Annotated in this window: 16 protein-coding genes and 1 pseudogene; 14 read left to right on the top strand and 3 right to left on the bottom strand. The window is 65.0% G+C overall.

Features of this window, described 5'->3' with window-relative positions:
- Positions 1-2 precede the first annotated feature (2 nt).
- The 4 genes from ACFTSA_RS19350 (at position 3) to ACFTSA_RS19365 (ending at position 4,712) form a co-directional block, all read left to right on the top strand.
- On the top strand, positions 3-1,496 hold the full coding sequence (locus tag ACFTSA_RS19350; RefSeq protein WP_377953339.1) for a CoA-acylating methylmalonate-semialdehyde dehydrogenase: 1,494 nt from the start codon (positions 3-5) through the stop codon (positions 1,494-1,496).
- Positions 1,497-2,226: 730 nt separating this feature from the next.
- A complete protein-coding gene (locus ACFTSA_RS19355) occupies positions 2,227-2,640 on the top strand; it encodes a hypothetical protein (RefSeq protein WP_377953341.1) in 414 nt (137 codons plus the stop codon).
- A 486-nt stretch (positions 2,641-3,126) separates the two neighbouring features.
- Positions 3,127-3,669, top strand: a complete 543-nt coding sequence (locus tag ACFTSA_RS19360; protein WP_377953342.1) for a cation:proton antiporter — start codon at positions 3,127-3,129, stop codon at positions 3,667-3,669.
- Positions 3,585-4,712: a cation:proton antiporter gene (locus ACFTSA_RS19365; RefSeq protein WP_377953344.1), complete on the top strand. Its 1,128-nt coding sequence runs from the start codon at positions 3,585-3,587 to the stop codon at positions 4,710-4,712. Before ACFTSA_RS19360 ends, ACFTSA_RS19365 begins: the two co-directional genes overlap by 85 nt.
- Positions 4,713-5,081: 369 nt before the next feature.
- On the opposite strand, the gene ACFTSA_RS19370 is transcribed toward ACFTSA_RS19365, so the two are convergent.
- Complete coding sequence (locus tag ACFTSA_RS19370; RefSeq protein ID WP_377953346.1) at positions 5,082-5,576, bottom strand: MarR family winged helix-turn-helix transcriptional regulator; 495 nt, start codon at positions 5,574-5,576, stop codon at positions 5,082-5,084.
- Between the two features lie 81 nt (positions 5,577-5,657).
- Between ACFTSA_RS19370 and ACFTSA_RS19375 the strand changes: the two genes are divergently transcribed.
- Positions 5,658-6,230 (top strand): NADPH-dependent FMN reductase, encoded by a 573-nt coding sequence (locus ACFTSA_RS19375; RefSeq protein ID WP_377953348.1) that lies wholly within the window; start codon positions 5,658-5,660, stop codon positions 6,228-6,230.
- A gap of 262 nt (positions 6,231-6,492) precedes the next feature.
- Complete coding sequence (locus ACFTSA_RS19380) at positions 6,493-6,705, top strand: hypothetical protein (protein ID WP_377953350.1); 213 nt, start codon at positions 6,493-6,495, stop codon at positions 6,703-6,705.
- A gap of 40 nt (positions 6,706-6,745) precedes the next feature.
- On the opposite strand, the gene ACFTSA_RS19385 is transcribed toward ACFTSA_RS19380, so the two are convergent.
- Positions 6,746-7,081, bottom strand: coding sequence for an alpha/beta fold hydrolase (locus ACFTSA_RS19385; protein ID WP_377953352.1), 336 nt, complete (start codon positions 7,079-7,081; stop codon positions 6,746-6,748).
- A 181-nt stretch (positions 7,082-7,262) separates the two neighbouring features.
- Positions 7,263-7,522: pseudogene (locus ACFTSA_RS19390) on the bottom strand (aldehyde dehydrogenase family protein); the annotation flags it as partial.
- A gap of 501 nt (positions 7,523-8,023) precedes the next feature.
- On the opposite strand from ACFTSA_RS19390, the gene ACFTSA_RS19395 reads away from it, so the two are divergent.
- The 8 genes from ACFTSA_RS19395 (at position 8,024) to ACFTSA_RS19430 (ending at position 17,845) form a co-directional block, all read left to right on the top strand.
- Complete coding sequence (locus tag ACFTSA_RS19395; protein ID WP_377953354.1) at positions 8,024-9,064, top strand: ABC transporter substrate-binding protein; 1,041 nt, start codon at positions 8,024-8,026, stop codon at positions 9,062-9,064.
- Positions 9,061-9,963, top strand: coding sequence for an ABC transporter ATP-binding protein (locus tag ACFTSA_RS19400; RefSeq protein ID WP_377953356.1), 903 nt, complete (start codon positions 9,061-9,063; stop codon positions 9,961-9,963). The genes ACFTSA_RS19395 and ACFTSA_RS19400 overlap by 4 nt, the downstream gene beginning before the upstream one ends.
- Positions 9,963-10,874: an ABC transporter permease gene (locus ACFTSA_RS19405; RefSeq protein WP_377953357.1), complete on the top strand. Its 912-nt coding sequence runs from the start codon at positions 9,963-9,965 to the stop codon at positions 10,872-10,874. The genes ACFTSA_RS19400 and ACFTSA_RS19405 overlap by 1 nt, the downstream gene beginning before the upstream one ends.
- Positions 10,875-10,980: 106 nt before the next feature.
- Entirely contained in the window at positions 10,981-11,931 is a 951-nt protein-coding gene (locus tag ACFTSA_RS19410; RefSeq protein WP_377953359.1) for a TauD/TfdA dioxygenase family protein, read from the top strand.
- The gene (locus ACFTSA_RS19415) at positions 11,928-13,271 is read left to right on the top strand and encodes an LLM class flavin-dependent oxidoreductase (protein WP_377953361.1); all 1,344 of its coding nucleotides are present in this window, start codon (positions 11,928-11,930) and stop codon (positions 13,269-13,271) included. Before ACFTSA_RS19410 ends, ACFTSA_RS19415 begins: the two co-directional genes overlap by 4 nt.
- A 98-nt stretch (positions 13,272-13,369) precedes the next feature.
- Positions 13,370-14,971: an FAD-dependent oxidoreductase gene (locus ACFTSA_RS19420; RefSeq protein ID WP_377953363.1), complete on the top strand. Its 1,602-nt coding sequence runs from the start codon at positions 13,370-13,372 to the stop codon at positions 14,969-14,971.
- On the top strand, positions 14,968-15,369 hold the full coding sequence (locus ACFTSA_RS19425) for a 4Fe-4S binding protein (protein ID WP_377953365.1): 402 nt from the start codon (positions 14,968-14,970) through the stop codon (positions 15,367-15,369). Before ACFTSA_RS19420 ends, ACFTSA_RS19425 begins: the two co-directional genes overlap by 4 nt.
- 139 nt (positions 15,370-15,508) lie before the next feature.
- Positions 15,509-17,845 (top strand): arylsulfatase, encoded by a 2,337-nt coding sequence (locus ACFTSA_RS19430; RefSeq protein WP_377953367.1) that lies wholly within the window; start codon positions 15,509-15,511, stop codon positions 17,843-17,845.
- Positions 17,846-18,172 lie beyond the last annotated feature (327 nt).

Consider the following 18,172-nt stretch of genomic DNA (forward strand, 5'->3'; position numbering starts at 1 on the left):
CCATGACTTTCATCAACCATTTCATCAGCGGATCCGAGGCCGCAGGGTCCGGAACCGACACCAAGCCTGTCTACAACCCGGCCACCGGCGCCGTCACCGCAGAGCTGCGCCTGGCGAACCGGGCGGACCTTGAGGCGACCGTCGCGGCCGCTAAAGCCGCCGCCCGTACATGGGGCGATATTTCCCTGGCCAAACGCACCGCGGTGCTGTTCAAGTTCCGCGAACTGGTCGCCGCCCACGTCGACGAACTCGCACAACTGATCACCGCCGAGCACGGAAAGGTCCTCTCCGACGCGAAGGGCGAGATCGGCCGCGGCCTGGAAGTCATCGAGTTCGCGTGCGGCATCCCGCAGCTGCTCAAGGGCGAGTACTCGGACCAGGTCTCCACCGGGATCGACGTGTTCTCCTTCCGTGAGCCGATCGGCGTCGTTGCCGGCATCACCCCGTTCAACTTCCCCGTCATGGTGCCGCTGTGGATGGCACCGATGGCCATCGCCACAGGCAACGCCTTCATCCTCAAGCCCTCCCACCGGGTCCCGTCCGCGGCAATGCTGCTGGCTGACCTCTTCAAGCAGGCGGGACTGCCCGACGGCGTGTTCCAGGTCCTGCACGGCGACCGTGAAGTTGTCTCCGGCCTCCTCACCCACCCGGATGTGGACGGCATCTCCTTCGTGGGCTCCACCCCGGTGGCAAAGCACATCAACGAAGTGGCAACGGCCCACGGCAAGCGGGTCCAGGCTCTGGGCGGGGCGAAGAATCACGCCATCGTGCTGCCGGACGCCGACCTGGACAACGCCGCCGACCACCTCGCCGCCGCCGCGTTCGGTTCCGCAGGCCAGCGCTGCATGGCCATCTCGGTCGCGGTCGCCGTCGGAGACGCCGCCGACCTGCTGGTGAAGAAGGTCGAGGAGCGCGCCGTGGCCGTCAAGGTCAAGAATGGCACGGAACCGGACGCTGACATGGGCCCGGTCATCAGTGCGGACTCCAAGAACTTCATCGTCAGGACCATCAGCGAAGCAGAAGCCGCGGGAGCTGCGATGGTAGTGGACGGCCGTGACCTGGTGGTCCCCGGCCATGAGGAAGGTTTCTGGGTTGGTCCCACGGTTATCGACCACGTCAAGACCGAGATGAGCGCCTACACCGAGGAGATCTTCGGACCGGTTCTCGTAGTGGTCCGCGTCGAGGACCTCGACGCCGGGATCGCCCTCATCAACGCCAACCCCTACGGCAACGGCACGGCCATCTTCACCTCCTCCGGGGCCGCAGCCCGAAAGTTCCAGCGGTCCGTGGATGTCGGAATGATCGGCATCAACGTGCCCCTGCCGGTCCCGGTCGCCTACTACTCCTTCGGCGGCTGGAAGGCTTCCCTGTTCGGCGACAAGCACATCTACGGTCCCGAAGGCGTCTCCTTCTACACTCGCGGCAAGGTCATAACGTCCCGCTGGCCCGAGGCAAGCCACGCCTCCGGCGCTTCGTACAACTTCCCCGCCAATTGAGGCCCCGCCGGACTTCGGCAAGCTCAACCACCCGTGGGTTGAGCTTGCCGAAGTCCGGCAAAATAACCCCGCGGGCCCAATGGTTCAGTCGACGAAGTCCAGCGAGGGATACCCGCACGAGACTGTGGTCCTAAGACAGGAGTCCTGATGGCCATTGGTGGCCCAGTCCCCGACGCACTCGGAGAAGTCATTATCGCGGCAAACATCGCTGCCTCCATATGCCGGAAACGTAAATCGCGGGGGATTGGTAATCGGTTTGGTCAACGCTGCCTTTGGTCATACCTCGCGCTGTCCGGGCACATCACGATTCTCGTCGCGGTGCACCGCGCCTTGGCCAAAATCGGTGCTCTTCCCGTCCGTCAGCGGCCGGGGACAGGGCAGGGATGAACCCGTTCCGCATGTGACTTCACGTACCAACCAGTGACGCTTAGCCCTATGCCGCGGCACGTAAAAGCTCAGGTCAGCAGCAGTGGCAGGTTAGGGTATGCCCCGGGAGACACCAGATTCCGCGTCTCAGTGACTGCGTGATTGGAAATCAGCCTCTAGGTACTGGCGCCCGCCACCAAGCGCCACTGATACTGCCGTCCGGACGCTGTCGGACCCTTTGGCAGGTTCGCACTGCGGCCCTCACAGCCGGTTCACAGTGGCCGGAAGGAGGCCGCACAGGGCGGGGTTCAAGTATTGGGTCATAGCCTTCGAACAGTCGGAGCGGAACCTTAGGAGCACAGACATGAACCAGGTCAAGAAGATCGCTGCAGGCGCCACGCTGATCGGGGCCCTGTTAGGTGGCGGGGTTCTGGCCGTTACGGCCCTGCCTGCCAACGCGGCCACGAATACGACCACGACAGCGTCCAGTTCGGCGTCGGGGACTGATGCCTCCCAGGCGGCACGCGATGAGTCCAAGGGTGGGCACGTGGGAGCCAACGGCGTAACCGAGGCCCTCCTGACCGGGGATACCGCGGCGAAAGTGAAGGCAGCGGCCCTTGCTGCCAACCCGGGAGCAAGCGTCGAACGCGTGGAAAACGACGCTGAGGGTGCCAACTACGAAGCCCACATCGTCAAGGCCGACGGCACTAGCGCCACGGTGAAGCTGGACGGCTCCTTCACGGTGACCGCCACCGAAACCGGCGGCCCTGGACACTGACCCCCACGCTGACGTCCACGTCGTTGACGGGGCCCGGGTCGCCGTTGGCACCCGGGCCCCGTGTCGAAACCAGAGGTCCCGGCGCGGAGTGTCAACAATCAGGCAAGCTGCGGAGATCACGATGGACGTCGCCGGGTCCTGCAGCAAAGCGGCCTGGCCGAGGCGCATGCAAGTCCTCTCGGCAGACCGAAGGCATGTGACGACGGGGGCGAAAGTCTCCGCGTCAAGAGTGAGACGCAGGAGCGCCACCGGCCCGGCGCAGCGGGCGGGCGCGGGGCCGGGCTCGGCGCCCTGGCCAGGAGAACGTCGCTCGTCCGGCCGGACGCTCAAGGCTTTCAGGCGCACCTTGGGCAATCCCGATGAACCTAATGACCAGTTGCGGGTCAGGAAATTCTGCTGGGCTGCCGGTACCGGGTGGGCACATTATGAATGAGAGGGTTCGGGACCCCCGGGTTGGTCTGCAGGTTGTCAGACAGGAGGCTTGTCGTGCTGGGACTTGAGCTTGTCGTGATCCTGGGCGCGGCGGTACTGGTGTGCTATGTCATTGGACAGCGCGTCCGGATCGCCCCGCCTGTACTTCTGCTCGGCTGCGGCGTGGCGCTGGGATTTCTCCCCTCACTTCGCGCAGTGCAGTTGCCACCGGAGGTCGTGCTGCTGACTTTCCTGCCGGTGCTCCTTTACTGGGAGAGTCTGACCACGTCGCTGCGGGAGATCAGGAGCAATCTGCGCGACATTGTCTTGATGGGCACGCTGCTGGTGTTCGCCACGGCCGGGGCCGTGGCGGTCCTGGCTCACGCGGTCGGGGTGGCGTGGGGGCCGGCCTGGGTGCTCGGAGCGGCCGTCGCTCCGACCGACGCCACCGCTGTCGGTGTGCTCGCCCGGGCGCTGCCGCACCGGGATGTGACCGTGTTGCGCGCCGAAAGCCTGATAAAGATGGGACCGCTTTGGTCATTTACGGCCTGGCCGTCGGTATCACGGTCGGGGAGGAGGTCCTCAGCGCGCCTGAGGTGTCGTGGCTGTTCCTCGTAGGTTACGGCGGCGGGGCATTGGCCGGCGCGGTGACCGCCTGGGTCGGGGTGCAGATCCGGCGCCGCCTGGACGACGCCCTGCTGGCGAACGTTGTGACCGTCCTGACCCCCTTTACGGCGGTCCTGCTCGCCGGGGCGATCCAAGCCTCCGGCGTGCTCGCGGTCGTGGTCAGCGGCCTGATGCTGAGCCGGACGGGCCCCCGGGTTGTCCGGGCCGACACCCGCCGGCAAGCCCAGGCGTTCTTGTCGCTTTCCACGTTCCTGCTCAACGGCGCACTGTTCGTGCTCGTCGGGCTGGAGTTGCACTCGGCAGTCAGCGGCCTGCCCGGCTTCGACCTCACGCGTGGACTGATACTCGTCGTGGGCGTCTCGGCCGTCGTCATCGGCCTGCGCTTCGTCTTTTTGTTTGCCTCTGCTTACCTGATCCGCCTTTTGAACCGGCGCCCGCAGCAGCGCCTGCGCCGAGTCAGCAACCGGGCACGGGTGGTCAGTGGCGTCGCGGGCTTCCGGGGCGCAGTCTCGCTCGCCGCGGCCCTGGCCGTGCCGCACACGGTTGCTTCCGGAGGCGCCTTCCCGGCCCGCCACATGATCATCTTCGTGACCGCCGGGGTCATCGTGGTCACCCTCGTTATACAGGCGCTTCTGCTTCCGGGGGTCGTGCGCTGGGTACGGCTGCCCAGCGACACCCACATCGAGCAGGAACGCCACCTCGCCGAAACGGCCGCCGCGCAGGAGGCGCTGCGCGCGATGCCGCAGATCGCTGCAGGACTCAGCACTGACCCGGACGTTATCGAGCGGATGCGCCACGAGTACGAGGAACACCTGATGGTCCTACGCGCGAACCACGCCGGTGCCAACGACGACCTGGCATTGCGGCACGACCGGCACTACACGGCGTTGCGCCTGGCACTGCTTGCCCATAAGCGCGGCACCCTGATCAGGCTCCGCGACGAACAGCGCATCGACGATACCGTGCTCCGCCAGGTACAGGCCGCACTCGACACCGAGGAGATATACCTCTCCGGGCGCGAAGTCCCCGATTGAGGCCCGCGCTGACGCTGTCACCATCGGAGCTAAACAGCTCCCCAAAATTGAAGCGGGGCCATGATCGGCTAGGAGCGCTGCACCGGGTACCGAAGCGGGTTGTGCCCATTGCAGGCAGGTGGATGAGTATGTCCACGCGATTCAGGACCGTCTCTTGCCATCCCGACGGTGTGAGTACCGGCCATAGCACCAACGCTGCGTCAGCCATCCGTTATCTCCTTGGATGGGCCACTACCGCCTCATGGTCCAGCGCCGCATTTCGTTCCTTAATTATCCCGCGTTCGGCTGTTCGCCCATTCCCGGATGGCGGGGGCCGGCGTCGAGGCGTTCCCAGAGTTTTACGGCGGACACGGCGACGGGCGGCTCAGTTCAGTCCCGCGGCTCGGCAGTTTGGTGATCAGCGGCGAATTGCTCGAAGGCGGCGGTGATGGATGGGAGGTCAATGGAGTCCAGGTGGTTGAATACGTGGCGGCGGACGCTCGCCAGATGCGCCGGCCAGGCCTCGCGCAGGCGCTGAAGACCGGTGTCGGTGAGCACAGCATTGAAGCCCCGGGCGTCTGTCGCGCACCGCTCCCGCCGCACCAGGCCTTGGCCCTCCAGCCGGTTTACGATCCGGGTCATGCCGCTGAGGGACAGCGAAGAGGTGGTGGCCAGATCACTCATCCGCAGCCGCCGATCGGAGGCCTCGGACAGGTGCATCAGCGCGGCATACTCGCTCATGGACATGTTCTGCTCGCGCAGCAGGTCGGCGTCGAAGGCCCGCGGCACGGTGATGATGGCCCGCCCCAGAGCGCGCATGAATGCTTCTTCCGCCGCGCTCAGCGGAACGAGGGGTTCAGGCAGCTGGTCTTTCACAGTGCCCATAATACTTGCTTGACAAAGCAACCGGACAGGAGTTTGCTTGACGTAGCAAATAGATACCTGGATATAGACAAGAGGATTGACATGACCAGGATCGGTATTATTCTCGGGAGCACCCGTCCCAACCGTAACGGCGAACAGGTAGCCCGCTGGGTACTGGACATCGCCTCGCGCCGCGCGGACGCCGGATTCGAACTGATCGACCTGCGCGACCACCCGCTCCCGCATCTGGACGAACCGATGCCGCCATCATTCGGCCAGTACCAGCATGAGCACACCAGGCGGTGGTCCGAAACAATTGCCGCTTTCGACGGGTTCATCATCGTCACCCCGGAGTACAACCACGGCATACCCGGCGTGCTCAAAAACGCCCTTGACTACCTATACGCCGAATGGAACAACAAGGCTATCGGTTTCGTATCCTACGGCGCGGCAGGGGGAGCCCGCGCGGTCGAGCACCTGCGCCAGGTCGCGGCCGAACTCCAGATGGCCGACGTCCGCCAGCAAGTGGTGCTCTCGCTGATCACGGAGTTTGAAAACTTCCGTGATTTCCGCCCCGGCGACTACAACCTTCGAGCACTGACCACGATGCTCGACCAGGTCATCGCCTGGAGCTCGGCACTGGCACCGCTGCGGGAGACCCTAAAAGCTGCCTGAGGCACACCGCTCTTTGGTCGTGGTTCGGGTCGCTACCCGACGGAGTTCAGGCACCACCTCCCGTATTCCGGTCCACTGCATTTCCTCTCGGCCCACGGGCCGGGCCACCGGACAAGCTGCTGCCCGCGCGGCTGGCCCCCGGTCCACCAACACGCGGGGCTGATGGGCCCGATCGTTTCCGTGCCGGCGGCCGGTTCCGGCCGAGGCGTCCCCGGGCCTTTCGGCCGGTATCGGGGGCTCGGCGAACTGGAGGAGAGCGACCATGCCAAAGGCGGTTCGGGACGACGAGTTCGGCAGTATCGATGTGTTGCGGGTCGAAGAGGTGGAGCGCCCGGTGCCCTCGGACGGTCAGGTCCTCGTGCGCGTGAAAGCGGCGGGCATTAATTTCAGTGAGGCGGTCATCCGCACCGGAGCACTCGCGGAGCTTTTCCCGTCGTCGTTCATTGTTCCGTATCCGAGGCGGTTGACGGTGTAGCGATCACCGAGGGAGAACGTCCTGGCGTCCGCGGCCGTAGTCATGCGTGGCCCTCCACGTCCCGGAAGGACAACACGTCGCGAGCGAATTCCTCGTGGTGCTGGAACAGGAATCCGTGCGCGGCATCTGGATAGATCTTCAGCTTCGCGCCCGGGATCAGGCCAGCGAGCAGATATGGGTAGTGCGGCAGGATCATCGGGTCGCTGTCGCCGTTCGCGATAAGCACGGGTGTGCGGACAGCCGCGAGCCGCTCGAGCGCTGCGTGGTTGGGGATGCGCCAGTCACAGACAGCGGCGTATTGGTGGTTGCGCGTCGCCCACGTCGTCTGGGCATCCCGGTCCTCCGTGCGCGCATACATGCGGCCGAGAGCCTGCATGTCGGCGGTCTTGCCACCCGTGCATCCCTGCAGCGCCGCGCGGTGCGGAGCTGGCCAGGACAACTCGCCCCAGACTGTCGGGAACGGTGAGGAGGAACTCTTGAGCGAGGAAGCTGCCGCTGGCGCCCTCCAGTTACGGCGTTCTGGGCCGCCAGGTGTCCTGTCTCGGTTTTGTTGGCACAAATCCGGGGCCGTCCAGGGGCGACCCGCCGGTGACGGCGGTGGCTCCGGCGTTGACGGCGGCAGTTACCAGGCGTGCACGTTGTCGCGGGCGCCGGCGTCGATGAGCGGGCCTACCTGGGTGGTGGTTTCAGTGCGGCGGCCGGTGGTCAGGGCGGCCATGGCGGCGGCGAACTTCCGTGTGAATTCCCGGGCGACGGATTGGTGGACGAGAAAGCGGTTCGCGGCGGTGCAGGCTGCGCCCATGTTCCGCATTTTCGCGCCGTGGCCGTGGCCTTGGCTGGGGACGGCTAAATTTTTGCGCGAGCCCACAGCGGGGCAGAGGTGGCGGATCGGCACGCTGTAACAATTCAGGCTGACATTGGGAAATTTTCCGGCCCGCGATTGCCCTCTACCTGCGTGCGACGGTCACGAAGCGCGACCGGGTCCGTGCCGCGGCGTCACATTTCACAGGCGCAGCCGTGCTACCGGTTGTTGCCGGGGGTTTTCGGACGATAGTTGACGCCGTGTGACCGCGTACCTGTAGGTAGGTTTCGTTGCGTTGCCTTGAATGGCCCTGAATTTCTCTACTTTCCGCAGCATTTCCTTGAGCGTCCACGTTGCTCTGTGCGACGCCGCGCGGAGCGCCAGTTACGCCCGGTTTCTCTGCATGAACACCGCTCTTCTGCGGCAGTTTCATCTCTGCTCTCATGGTGGACACCGGCCGATCCGGCCAGGGCTTACCCCACAAAAATTCCCCTTAAGCGCGTAGAAAGTCCCTCAATGAAAAACCCGCACATATCCCGAAGAACCTTCTCCGTCCTTGGCGTGGCCGCGGCCATGTCCGTCTCCTTGGTGGTGTCCGGCTGTGGGGGCCCGGCCACTGCTCAGGGCGGTTCGGGAGCGCCCGAGGTTACGGAATTGCGCTATGAAGGATCAGCCAACAGTGTCAGTCTCGCCGAGCTCGCCGAGGACCTTGGCTACCTGGGCAATGTGAAGCTGAAGTGGGTGGGAAACACCATCAGCGGTCCGGCCAGCATCCAGTCCGCCGCGACCGGAGCCACCGATTTCGGCGGCGCATTTGCCGGCGCGGTCGTGAAGCTCGTCGAGGCGGGCGCCCCTGTCACGGCCGTCATCAACTATTACGGGGAGGATGAGAAGACCTTCAACGGCTTCTACGTCAAGGACGACAGCCCTATCCGTACGCCCCGGGATCTGATCGGCAAAAAGGTGGCCGTCAACACCCTGGGCGCGCACTTTGACGCGGTCCTGAACAGTTACTTGAAGAAAAACGGGTTCAGCCAGGAAGAGATCAAGCAGGTCCAACTGGTCGTCGTTCCACCCAACGACACCGAGGAAGCCATCCGCCGCGGCCAGGTGGACGTCGGGGTCCTGGGCGGAGTGCTGCAGGACAACGCCGTCGCCAAGGGCGGCCTCCGTTCCCTGTTCAACGACTTTGAGCTGTTCGGAACATTCGCCGGAGGCCAGTACGTTCTGCGCAAAGACTTCATCCAGCAGAACCCGGAGACCACGAAGATCTTTACCACCGGCGTCGCCAAGGCCATCGAATGGGAGCGCACCACTCCCCGGGAAGAGGTCATTGCCCGCTTCACGAGCATCATCGAAAAGCGCCAGCGTAATGAAAGCACCGCGACGTTGAAGTACTGGAAGAGCGTCGGCGTGCCGGCCAAGGGAGAGATCAAGGACCAGGATTTCAGTCGCTGGTCTGCGTGGCTGAAGGACACCGGCATCGTCACCGGGGACATCACTCCGTCCAAGTACTACACCAACGAATACAACGGATTGCTAAAGGCCTCATCATGACGCACGCCTACGTGCCCAAGATCAGCCTGCAGAACGTGGGGAAGTCTTTCACCGTCAGGCCCACCAAAGACCAGCCGTTTGGTTCCACGTTGACGGCATTGGACGGGATCACGCTCGATGTCGCCGCGGGGGAATTCATCACCCTGGTTGGTCCCAGCGGTTCGGGTAAGACGACCCTTCTGGACCTCCTGGCCGGACTTACCCGCCCCGACACCGGAAAGGTCCTGCTGGACGGCAAAGAGGTGACCGGGCCGGGCAAGGACCGGGCCGTAGTCTTCCAGCAGTACGCATTGTTTCCCTGGCGCACGGCCTCCGCCAACGTCTCTTTCGGGCTCGAAGGTCCGGGGAAAGACGGCAAACGGCTCAGCCGAAGGGAGCGCACGGAAAAAGCACGCACCTACCTGGACCTCGTGGGCCTGGCGGGCTTTGAAGACCGCTATCCGCATGAACTGTCCGGCGGTATGAAGCAGCGCGTGGCGATCGCCAGAAGCCTGGCCTATGAGCCGGACGTTCTGCTGATGGACGAGCCGTTCGCGGCCCTGGATGCCCAGACGCGTGAACAGCTGCAGGAGGAGCTGCTGCGGATCTGGCGGACCACCGGGAAGACCATCATCTTCATCACCCACGGCATTGATGAAGCGGTCTACCTGGGCCAGCGGGTCGCCGTGCTCAGCTCCCGCCCGGGCCGGCTCAAGGAAATCGTGCCGATCGATCTCGGTGACCGGACCGGTGACGGAGACGTCCGGTCCAACCCGGCGTTCGTGGAACACAGGCACAAGGTCTGGGCGCTCCTTCACGACGAAGTCCTCAAGGCCCAGCAGGCAGGTCATGCCAAGATCCTCCCGGATGGCACCGCACCAGATGAAGCGCTGAAACCCGTCACCGGAAGGGCAGCCTGATGACGGCACCATCGCTGACAAAAGAAGGGCACGCATCCGTTGAAGCTCCTGCCGCGCCGGGGGCTGGCACCGACTCTGCTCTCCAGACACCCAACGGTCCGGCCGCGGGTCTTTCCCCGGTCAGGCGCGGGGTGCTGAACACCGGCCGGGTTCTCTGGAGGGCCGGTGCGATCCTGCTGTTCCTCCTTCTGTGGGAACTCGGACCCCTTTACCTCGCTCCGGCCTCCACCCGGGTGTTCCTGCCGCCGCTGCACGATGTCCTGGGCGCGCTGGGCACCCTGATCACCAAAGGCCAGCTGCAGGACCACCTCGCGGCCAGCCTCAGCCGGTCGGCCAGCGGATTCGGCATCGCGGTCGTTTCGGCCGTCGTGCTGGGCCTCCTGGTCGCCTGGTACGGCGCCCTTGACCGGTTCCTGAACCCGCTGCTGGAAGTCTTCCGGAACACCGCCGCGCTGGCCCTGCTCCCGGTGTTCACGCTGCTGCTGGGCATCGGCGAAACGTCGAAGATCAGCATCGTGGCCTACGCGGCGTTCTTCCCGGTGCTGCTGAACACCATTGCCGGGGTTCGGACCGTGGATCCGTTGCTGATCCGGGCGGCCCGCTCGCTCGGATTGTCGAACTTTACGCTGTTCCAGAAAGTCATCCTGCCATCGGCGGTTCCCACCATTTTCACCGGCATCCGCATGGCGGGGACCGCATCGATCCTGGTACTCATCGCCGCCGAAATGGTCGGCGCGAAGGCCGGCCTCGGCTACCTCATCGTCAACTCGCAAAGCAGCTTCCTCATCCCGGACATGTACGCCGGCATCCTGACCGTGTCACTGCTCGGCCTGCTGGTCAACTACCTGCTGGTCGGCGTCGAACGCCATTTCTCCCGCTGGCGCACCGCAGTCGGCTCCGGGAACGGCTAACAACTGCCGGCAAGCATCGTCCACTGAACTGCACCCCCTTAACCGCGCCCTTACTGGACTGCAACACACCGAACTGCAACGTACTGAACTGTGAAGGAAACCAATCATGTCCGTCATTACTGAAACCAAGCTTGAATTCACCAAACTGGGATCCCGCATCGGCGCGGAAATCCGCGGCCTGGATCTCAGCGCCGATCTCAGCGACGACACGATCGCCCAGATCCGCGAGGCCCTGAACGTGCACAAGGCCCTCGTGTTCCGGGAAGCAAACGTGCTCGACGACGACGCCCAGGTCCGCTTCGCCAGCCGCTTCGGCCCGCTCACCAACGCCCACCCCACGGTCGCGTCCGTGGACGGGAAGCCCTCGGTCCTGCCGGTGGACAGCGAAAACGGCAGCGCCAACAACTGGCACACCGACGTCACCTTTGTGGTCAACCCGCCCCAGGCCTCCACCCTGCGCAGCGTCACACTGCCGGCGTACGGCGGGGAAACCCTCATTGCTTCCTCTGCTGGCGCGTACCGGGACCTTCCGGACGAGCTGCGGAACTTCGCGGACACGCTCTGGGCCATCCACACCAACGACTACGACTACTCCGTCCCTAAGAACCTCGAGCACGCGAACGCGGAGGAACGGCGCAGGGAGTTCACCCGCATTCACTTCGAAACCGCCCACCCCGTGGTCCGCGTCCATCCGTTGACGGGGGAGCGTGGGCTGTTCATCGGCGGGTTCGCCCAGCGGCTGCGGATCGTCGGGCTGTCCAACACCGAATCCAAGGACATCCTCCGGCTCCTCCAGGCCTACATCACCCGCCCCGAAAACGTGGTCCGGGTGAACTGGGAACCGAACCAACTGGTCCTCTTCGACAACCGGATCACCCAGCACTACGCCCCGGACAACTACGACGGCCAGCCACGCAAGCTGAACCGCGTCACCGTCGCCGGCGATATCCCCGTGGGCGTGGACGGCCGCAGCAGCACGGCCATCAAGGGCGATTCGTCCACCTACTCCGAAACAGTTGTCCTCGACGCGTCCGCATCCGCAGGGGTTCAGCGATGACCGCCGGGCAGAGGCAGCTTCACCTCAACGCGTTCCTGATGAGTACGGGCCACCATGAGGCATCGTGGCGGCTTCCGGAAAGCAACAGCCATGCCGGGACCGATGTGGCGCATTTCCAGCGGCTGGCGCAGACGGCCGAGCGGGGAAAGCTGGATTCTATTTTCTTCGCGGACTCCCCGGTCCTGCATGGGGACGTCACTCAGCGGCCCTATGGGGGCCTGGAACCCACGGTGCTGCTTGCCGCGATAGCGGCCGTCACCGAGCGGATCGGGCTGATCGCTACGGCGTCAACGACGTACAACGAACCGTATAACTTGGCGCGGCGCTTCGCTTCGGTGGATCAGATCAGCGGCGGCCGGGCGGGGTGGAACGTCGTGACGACGGCGGGGGATGCGGCGGCGAAGAACTTCTCCCGCACGGGACAGCCTGCGCATTCCGAGCGTTACGAGCGGGCCGCGGAGTTCCTGGACGTCGCCCAGAAGCTCTGGAACAGCTGGGAGGATGACGCCATCGTGGCGGACAAGGCTGCTGGCATCTGGGGTGACAATACCCGCGTGCACCAGGCCAACCACGTCGGCCGGCACTTCCAGGTCGAGGGCGCCCTGGACGTGCCAAGGTCCGCTCAGGGACATCCCGTGATCGTCCAGGCCGGCTCTTCGGAGAACGGCAAGGACTTTGCCGCACGGTATGCCGAAGCGGTCTTCACCGCTCACCAGACCCTGGGTGATGCGCAGGCCTTCTACGCTGACCTGAAGCAGCGCACGGCAGCAGCCGGGCGGGACCCGGAAGGGATCAAGATCCTGCCAGGCATTGTCCCCGTGATCGCGTCAACACAGGAGGAGGCGCGTCGGCTCGAGCAGGAACTCGATGACCTGATCCTGCCCGAGTACGCCCGCAATCAACTTGCCGGGGTATTGCGTGTTCCCGCCGAATCTTTGGAGCTGGATGCCCAGTTGCCGGCCGAACTGCCCTCGGAGGACCAGATCGAAGGGGCCAAGAGCAGGTACACGCTCATCGTGAACCTCGGCCGGAGGGAGCACCTCACCGTACGGCAGCTGATCGGACGGCTCGGCGGCGGGCGAGGGCACCGCACTTTCGCCGGCACACCCGACCAAGTTGCCGACGCGATCCAGGAATGGTTCGAAGCCGGCGCCGCGGACGGGTTCAACATCATGCCACCTGTGCTGCCCTCCGGGCTGGATGTCTTCGTTGACCAGGTCGTTCCCATCCTGCAGGCCCGCGGACTCTTCCGCCACGAGTACACGGGGCGAACCCTCCGGGAACACTTTGGACTAGCCAAACCCGCAAGTTCATCCAACAGGGTGCCGCTACCGGTCTAGAACAAAGGAAGAGAACAACGCCCCGCCGCGTGAGCCAACCCAAAATCCTAAACCGCCCACCTCGTCGTGGGACTCGATCTTCCCACTCTGGAGTCCGCATGAATACCGACATCCTGAATCTCACCGCTGACGTCCTGGTGATCGGCGGTGGCCCGGCCGGGACATGGGCCGCGATCAAGGCTGCCCGCGCCGGAGCGGACGTGATCCTGGCAGACAAGGGTTACTGCGGCACGTCCGGCCCGACCGCCTCCGGCGGCACGGGGGTCTGGTACGTGCCGCCTTCAGAGGAGGCCCGGGAGGCGGCGATGGACAGCCGTGACAAGCTGGGCGGATTTCTCGCCGACCGGGGCTGGATGCGGCGCGTGCTGAACCAGACCTGGGACAACATGAACGAGCTCGCCGATGAGGGCCGGTACCCTTTCCCCGTTGGGCCGGATGGGCAGCAGATGCGCAGAGGTGTGCAGGGCCCGGAATACATGCGGATCCAACGCCGCCGGACGACCCGGGCCGGTGTCCGGATCCTTGATCACAGCCCGGCGCTCGAACTGCTTACCGACGCGAACGGGGCTGTCGCCGGCGCCCGCGGGTACCGCCGCCAGGAGGGGACGCACTACACGGTGCGGGCCGGAGCGGTGGTGCTCGCGACCGGCGGGTGTGCGTTTCTGTCCAAGGCGCTGGGGACGAACGTCAACACCGGCGACGGTGCCCTGATGGCGGCCGAGGTCGGTGCGGAACTCTCAGGCATGGAGTTCTCGACGGCGTACGCGATCGCCCCGGAGTTCAGCACGGTCACGAAGACGGCCTACTACAGCTTCGCGACGTTCTACCGCGAGGACGGCTCGGTGCTCGAGGGCGCTGGCAGCCAGGGTGGGCGTTCGGTGATCGCCCGCGAATTGCTCACCAGCCGGGTCTTCTGCACCCTGGACGGTGCTTCGCCGGATGACCAGACCGCCATGCGGCTCGGGCAGGTCAACTTCTTCCTGCCGTTCGACCGCGCGGGCATCAACCCGTTCAGGGACCGCTTCCCCGTGACGCTGCTGCTCGAGGGCACTGTCCGCGGCACCGGCGGCGTGCACGTTGCGGGCGACAACGGCGAGACGTCGGTGCCCGGCCTGTACGTGGCAGGCGATGCCGCGACCCGCGAGTTGATCTGCGGCGGCTTCACCGGCGGCGGCTCGCACAACGCGGCCTGGGCGATGTCCTCGGGGGTGTGGGCCGGACGCGCGGCCGCGATTCACGCCTCGGGCCTCGGTGCCCGTGCCAGGGACCGTGCGGTATCCGGGGCGGGTGGGGCCGCGCTGCGACCCACCGGGTCGCCCGGTCGTCCCGATGGGTACCAGGATGTGCTGCGCGTCGTCCGCGAGCAGGTCCACCCGTACGAGAAGAACTACCTGCGCCATGCCGACCGGCTCACCCCCGCCCTCGCGGCTCTGAACGACACGTGGGACCAGCTGCGCTCCTCTCTCTACGCCGAGGACGGCGACGCCGTCCGTGCCCGCTCGGCGGCGGCGATGATCGCGCACGCCCGCTGGATGTACACCTCTGCACTGGCGCGCACCGAAAGCCGCGGCATGCACAAACGGCAGGACTACCAGGGCATCGACGCTGCCCAGCACCACCGCCTGCTCGTCGGCGGCCTGGATGCTCTGTGGACCGCACCGAGCACGTGGACCCGCGACCTTGCGAGTGTGGCGTCATGATCGAGCTCGTGTCGCCGGACAAGTGCATCAGCTGCAACAAGTGTGTCCAGGTCTGCCCGACCAACGTGTTCGACAGCGGAGCGGACGGCCTGCCGGTCATCGCACGGCAGGACGACTGCCAGACATGCTTCATGTGTGAGGCGTACTGCCCCGTCGACGCCCTGTTCGTGGCGCCAAACGCCGAGCCGCTGCCCGCCGACAGCCCACTCCACGACGAAGAGCATCTGGACACCACCGGCCTGCTCGGCAGCTACCGCAAAGGCATCGGTTGGGGCCACGGACGCACGCCCGGCGCCCGCCTCGCTGTCGGACCGGCGCTTCCACCAGCGCGCATCTCCACCAAGGAGAACGCCGGCATGCCCGTGGCGGCACCCATCTCGGATCCATTGACCGCCTGATCCCGATCGCCCCCCGCGGCCCGGCGCCGAAACCACCCACCACGAAGGCCAATCCCTTTGTGCCCGTATTCGGCTGCCAGCTGGGTGCCTCCCATGAATTCGATAACCGATACAACCAGATTTTCTTCGAGGAGAATAAGTGACGCAGGAACCGATTCCCCCGTATGCGCGGGGCTATGAGACCTTCGAAGGAAGCATCGGCAGGACCGTCGCTGAATCCCGCCGGGCATGGCCGGCCGAGAAGCGGGCCCCCGAGGGTGCCCCCAACATCGTCGTGATTCTGCTTGACGATATGGGCTACAGCGACATCGGTCCCTTCGGCTCCGAAATCGAAACCCCCCATCTGGATCACCTCGCACAGACCGGCGTGGCTCTGACCAATTACCACACGACGCCTGTCTGCTCACCCGCACGTGCTGCGCTGCTGACCGGCCTCAACCCCCATCGCGCCGGTTTCGCGAGCGTTGCCAACTCTGATCCGGGCTTCCCCGGGCTCCGCCTCGAGCTGGATGAAGACGTTGTCTCGCTGCCCGAAATCCTGCAGGGTCACGGTTATGCGACCTTCGGCGTGGGTAAGTGGCACCTCACCCGCGATGCCCTGATCAACGAGGGAGCCTCCAAGTCCACCTGGCCCATCCAGCGCGGATTCGACCACTATTACGGGTCGCTGGAAGGCTTCAACTCGTTTTTCCACCCCAACCAGATCGTCCGCGACAACACCGTGGAACTGCGGGAGGAAACCCCCGAGGGCTACTACATCACCGATGACTACACTGACCAGGCGCTGTCGATGATCAAGGCCCTGCGCGCCAGTGACTCACGGAAACCGTTCTTCCTCTATTTCGCCCACACCGCAATGCACGGACCGCTGGGGGCCAAACGCGTCGACATCGACAAATACCGCGGAAAATACCATCACGGATGGGACGAAGTGCGGGTGCAGCGCCACGCCCGGCAGGTAGCAGCCGGCATCATCCCCGAGGGAACACCGCTGCCGGACCGCAACTACAAAAACGGGGCCGGTGTCCCCGCGTGGGAGAGCCTGCCCGAGGAGACCCGGGACCTCTACGCGCGCTACATGGAGGTCTACGCCGCCATGGTGGACAACGTCGACCAAAACCTGGGCCGGCTGCTGGACTTACTGGAACAACTCGGTGAACGGGAAAACACCATCGTCGTCTTTACTTCCGACAACGGCGGAACCGGCGAAGGCGGCCCCGAAGGCACCAGATCCTACTTCAGCCGCTTCAACCACACCCCGGGGCTGCCCGCCGACTGGCAGCCCGACGTCGAACGGGATCCCGACCTTATCGGCGGACCCCAGGCGATGGTGCACTACCCGCAAGGCTGGGGTATGGCCTCCAACACCCCCTTCCGCTTCTACAAAGGCCAGACCTACGCTGGCGGCGTCCGCGTTCCCCTGATCCTCTCCTGGCCCCAGGGACTCCAAACATCCGCCCAGAAATCACCGATCCGCCCGCAGTACCAGTACGTCACCGACCTGACCCCCACGCTCCTGGACCTGGCCGGACTGGAGCATCCCGGACACCGGCACAACCTGCCGGCCCAGGAGATTGACGGGGTCAGTTTCGCAGCGATCCTGCGGGACGCCAAACACCCGAGCACGCACCGGGAACAGTACGCCGAGTTCGGCGGCAACAGAGGCTACTACCGCGACGGCTGGAAGATTGTCGCTGACCACCAGCCCGGAACCCCCATCCATGACGGCGAGTGGGAGCTCTACCACGTTGAAAGCGATCCCAACGAGCTGCACAACGTGGCCGCGGACCACCCCGAATTGCTCCAGGAACTTGCCCTCGCGTGGGAAAAGGCCGCTTGGGAAAACACCGTTTTCCCGCTGCAGGATGGGCGCGGAGGAGGGGACTTGGACATCCGCCGCCCGGCCGAAGAGGAACTCGCCAAGCCGGTCATCCTGCTGCCTGGCACTCCGAAGCTTGAACGGTATCGGTCCAGTAAGCTCATCGCCCTCCGCAACTTCACCATTGAGATAGATGTGACCTTCGAGCCGGGGTACCAGGGAGTACTCGTGTCCCACGGCGATCAGGGCGGCGGCTACTCGGTCTACATCGAGGATGGCCAGCTCAATTTTGCCCTCAACGAGTACGGCAAGCTCCATGTCATCAACGGAGGAACGTTGGCGGCCGGACGCCAAAAGATCCACGTCTCAGCCATAGCGGGCGAGGACTTCCGCGTCACCTACCTGCTGTCAGTAAACGGCGTCCAACGGGCGACACTTCAAGATGTTTGGGCATTTGTTGGAATGGCACCTTTCAGCGGCATTGACGTCGGAGTAAACCGAGGAGGGCCCGTCCACTGGGACCTGTATATACGCCACGGATCATTCCGCTACACCGGTAACCTCCACAGCATCCACTACGAACCCGGAAACCGCGCGCCCTACGACCCACTGGTTTTGGCCGAGCTGGAGCTGGAAGTCGCACTCACGTACGACTGAAAGCACTGTCAGGTGTAACGGAACGGTGTCACTCATCACTTCCACGTCCATGTTTAGTGACCGGGCGCTGAACATGCCCGCGTCCGGAAACGGCGGGTAGAGGCACCGTCAGATGCTGCTGCGGTCCGTGCGCGCCTGAGCCGTCCCTGGCGGGATCGTCAGACAGGGCGCCGGCCACCATAAGTCCGGTCGTTCTAATCGTACGGAAGACGTCACTCCCCGGAAACGCCGGTGCAACCTGCGGCCCCTACCCTGAATAGACGGGGGTCCGCCCTGCTGGCTGGGAATGAAGGAGGGGGTCGTGACGGGAGATCAAGCGGAAGGTAT

Source organism: Arthrobacter sp. NPDC057013 (assembly GCF_042674585.1).
In the GTDB taxonomy this organism is placed as follows: Bacteria; Actinomycetota; Actinomycetes; order Actinomycetales; family Micrococcaceae; genus Arthrobacter.

Coding starts and splice junctions, on each gene's coding strand:
- ACFTSA_RS19350 (WP_377953339.1), top strand. CDS start 3: ATGACTTTCATCAACCATTTCATCAGCGGATCCGAGGCCGCAGGGTCC.
- ACFTSA_RS19355 (WP_377953341.1), top strand. CDS start 2,227: ATGAACCAGGTCAAGAAGATCGCTGCAGGCGCCACGCTGATCGGGGCC.
- ACFTSA_RS19370 (WP_377953346.1), bottom strand. CDS start 5,576: ATGGGCACTGTGAAAGACCAGCTGCCTGAACCCCTCGTTCCGCTGAGC.
- ACFTSA_RS19375 (WP_377953348.1), top strand. CDS start 5,658: ATGACCAGGATCGGTATTATTCTCGGGAGCACCCGTCCCAACCGTAAC.
- ACFTSA_RS19380 (WP_377953350.1), top strand. CDS start 6,493: ATGCCAAAGGCGGTTCGGGACGACGAGTTCGGCAGTATCGATGTGTTG.
- ACFTSA_RS19385 (WP_377953352.1), bottom strand. CDS start 7,081: ATGCAGGCTCTCGGCCGCATGTATGCGCGCACGGAGGACCGGGATGCC.
- ACFTSA_RS19395 (WP_377953354.1), top strand. CDS start 8,024: ATGAAAAACCCGCACATATCCCGAAGAACCTTCTCCGTCCTTGGCGTG.
- ACFTSA_RS19400 (WP_377953356.1), top strand. CDS start 9,061: ATGACGCACGCCTACGTGCCCAAGATCAGCCTGCAGAACGTGGGGAAG.
- ACFTSA_RS19405 (WP_377953357.1), top strand. CDS start 9,963: ATGACGGCACCATCGCTGACAAAAGAAGGGCACGCATCCGTTGAAGCT.
- ACFTSA_RS19410 (WP_377953359.1), top strand. CDS start 10,981: ATGTCCGTCATTACTGAAACCAAGCTTGAATTCACCAAACTGGGATCC.
- ACFTSA_RS19415 (WP_377953361.1), top strand. CDS start 11,928: ATGACCGCCGGGCAGAGGCAGCTTCACCTCAACGCGTTCCTGATGAGT.
- ACFTSA_RS19420 (WP_377953363.1), top strand. CDS start 13,370: ATGAATACCGACATCCTGAATCTCACCGCTGACGTCCTGGTGATCGGC.
- ACFTSA_RS19425 (WP_377953365.1), top strand. CDS start 14,968: ATGATCGAGCTCGTGTCGCCGGACAAGTGCATCAGCTGCAACAAGTGT.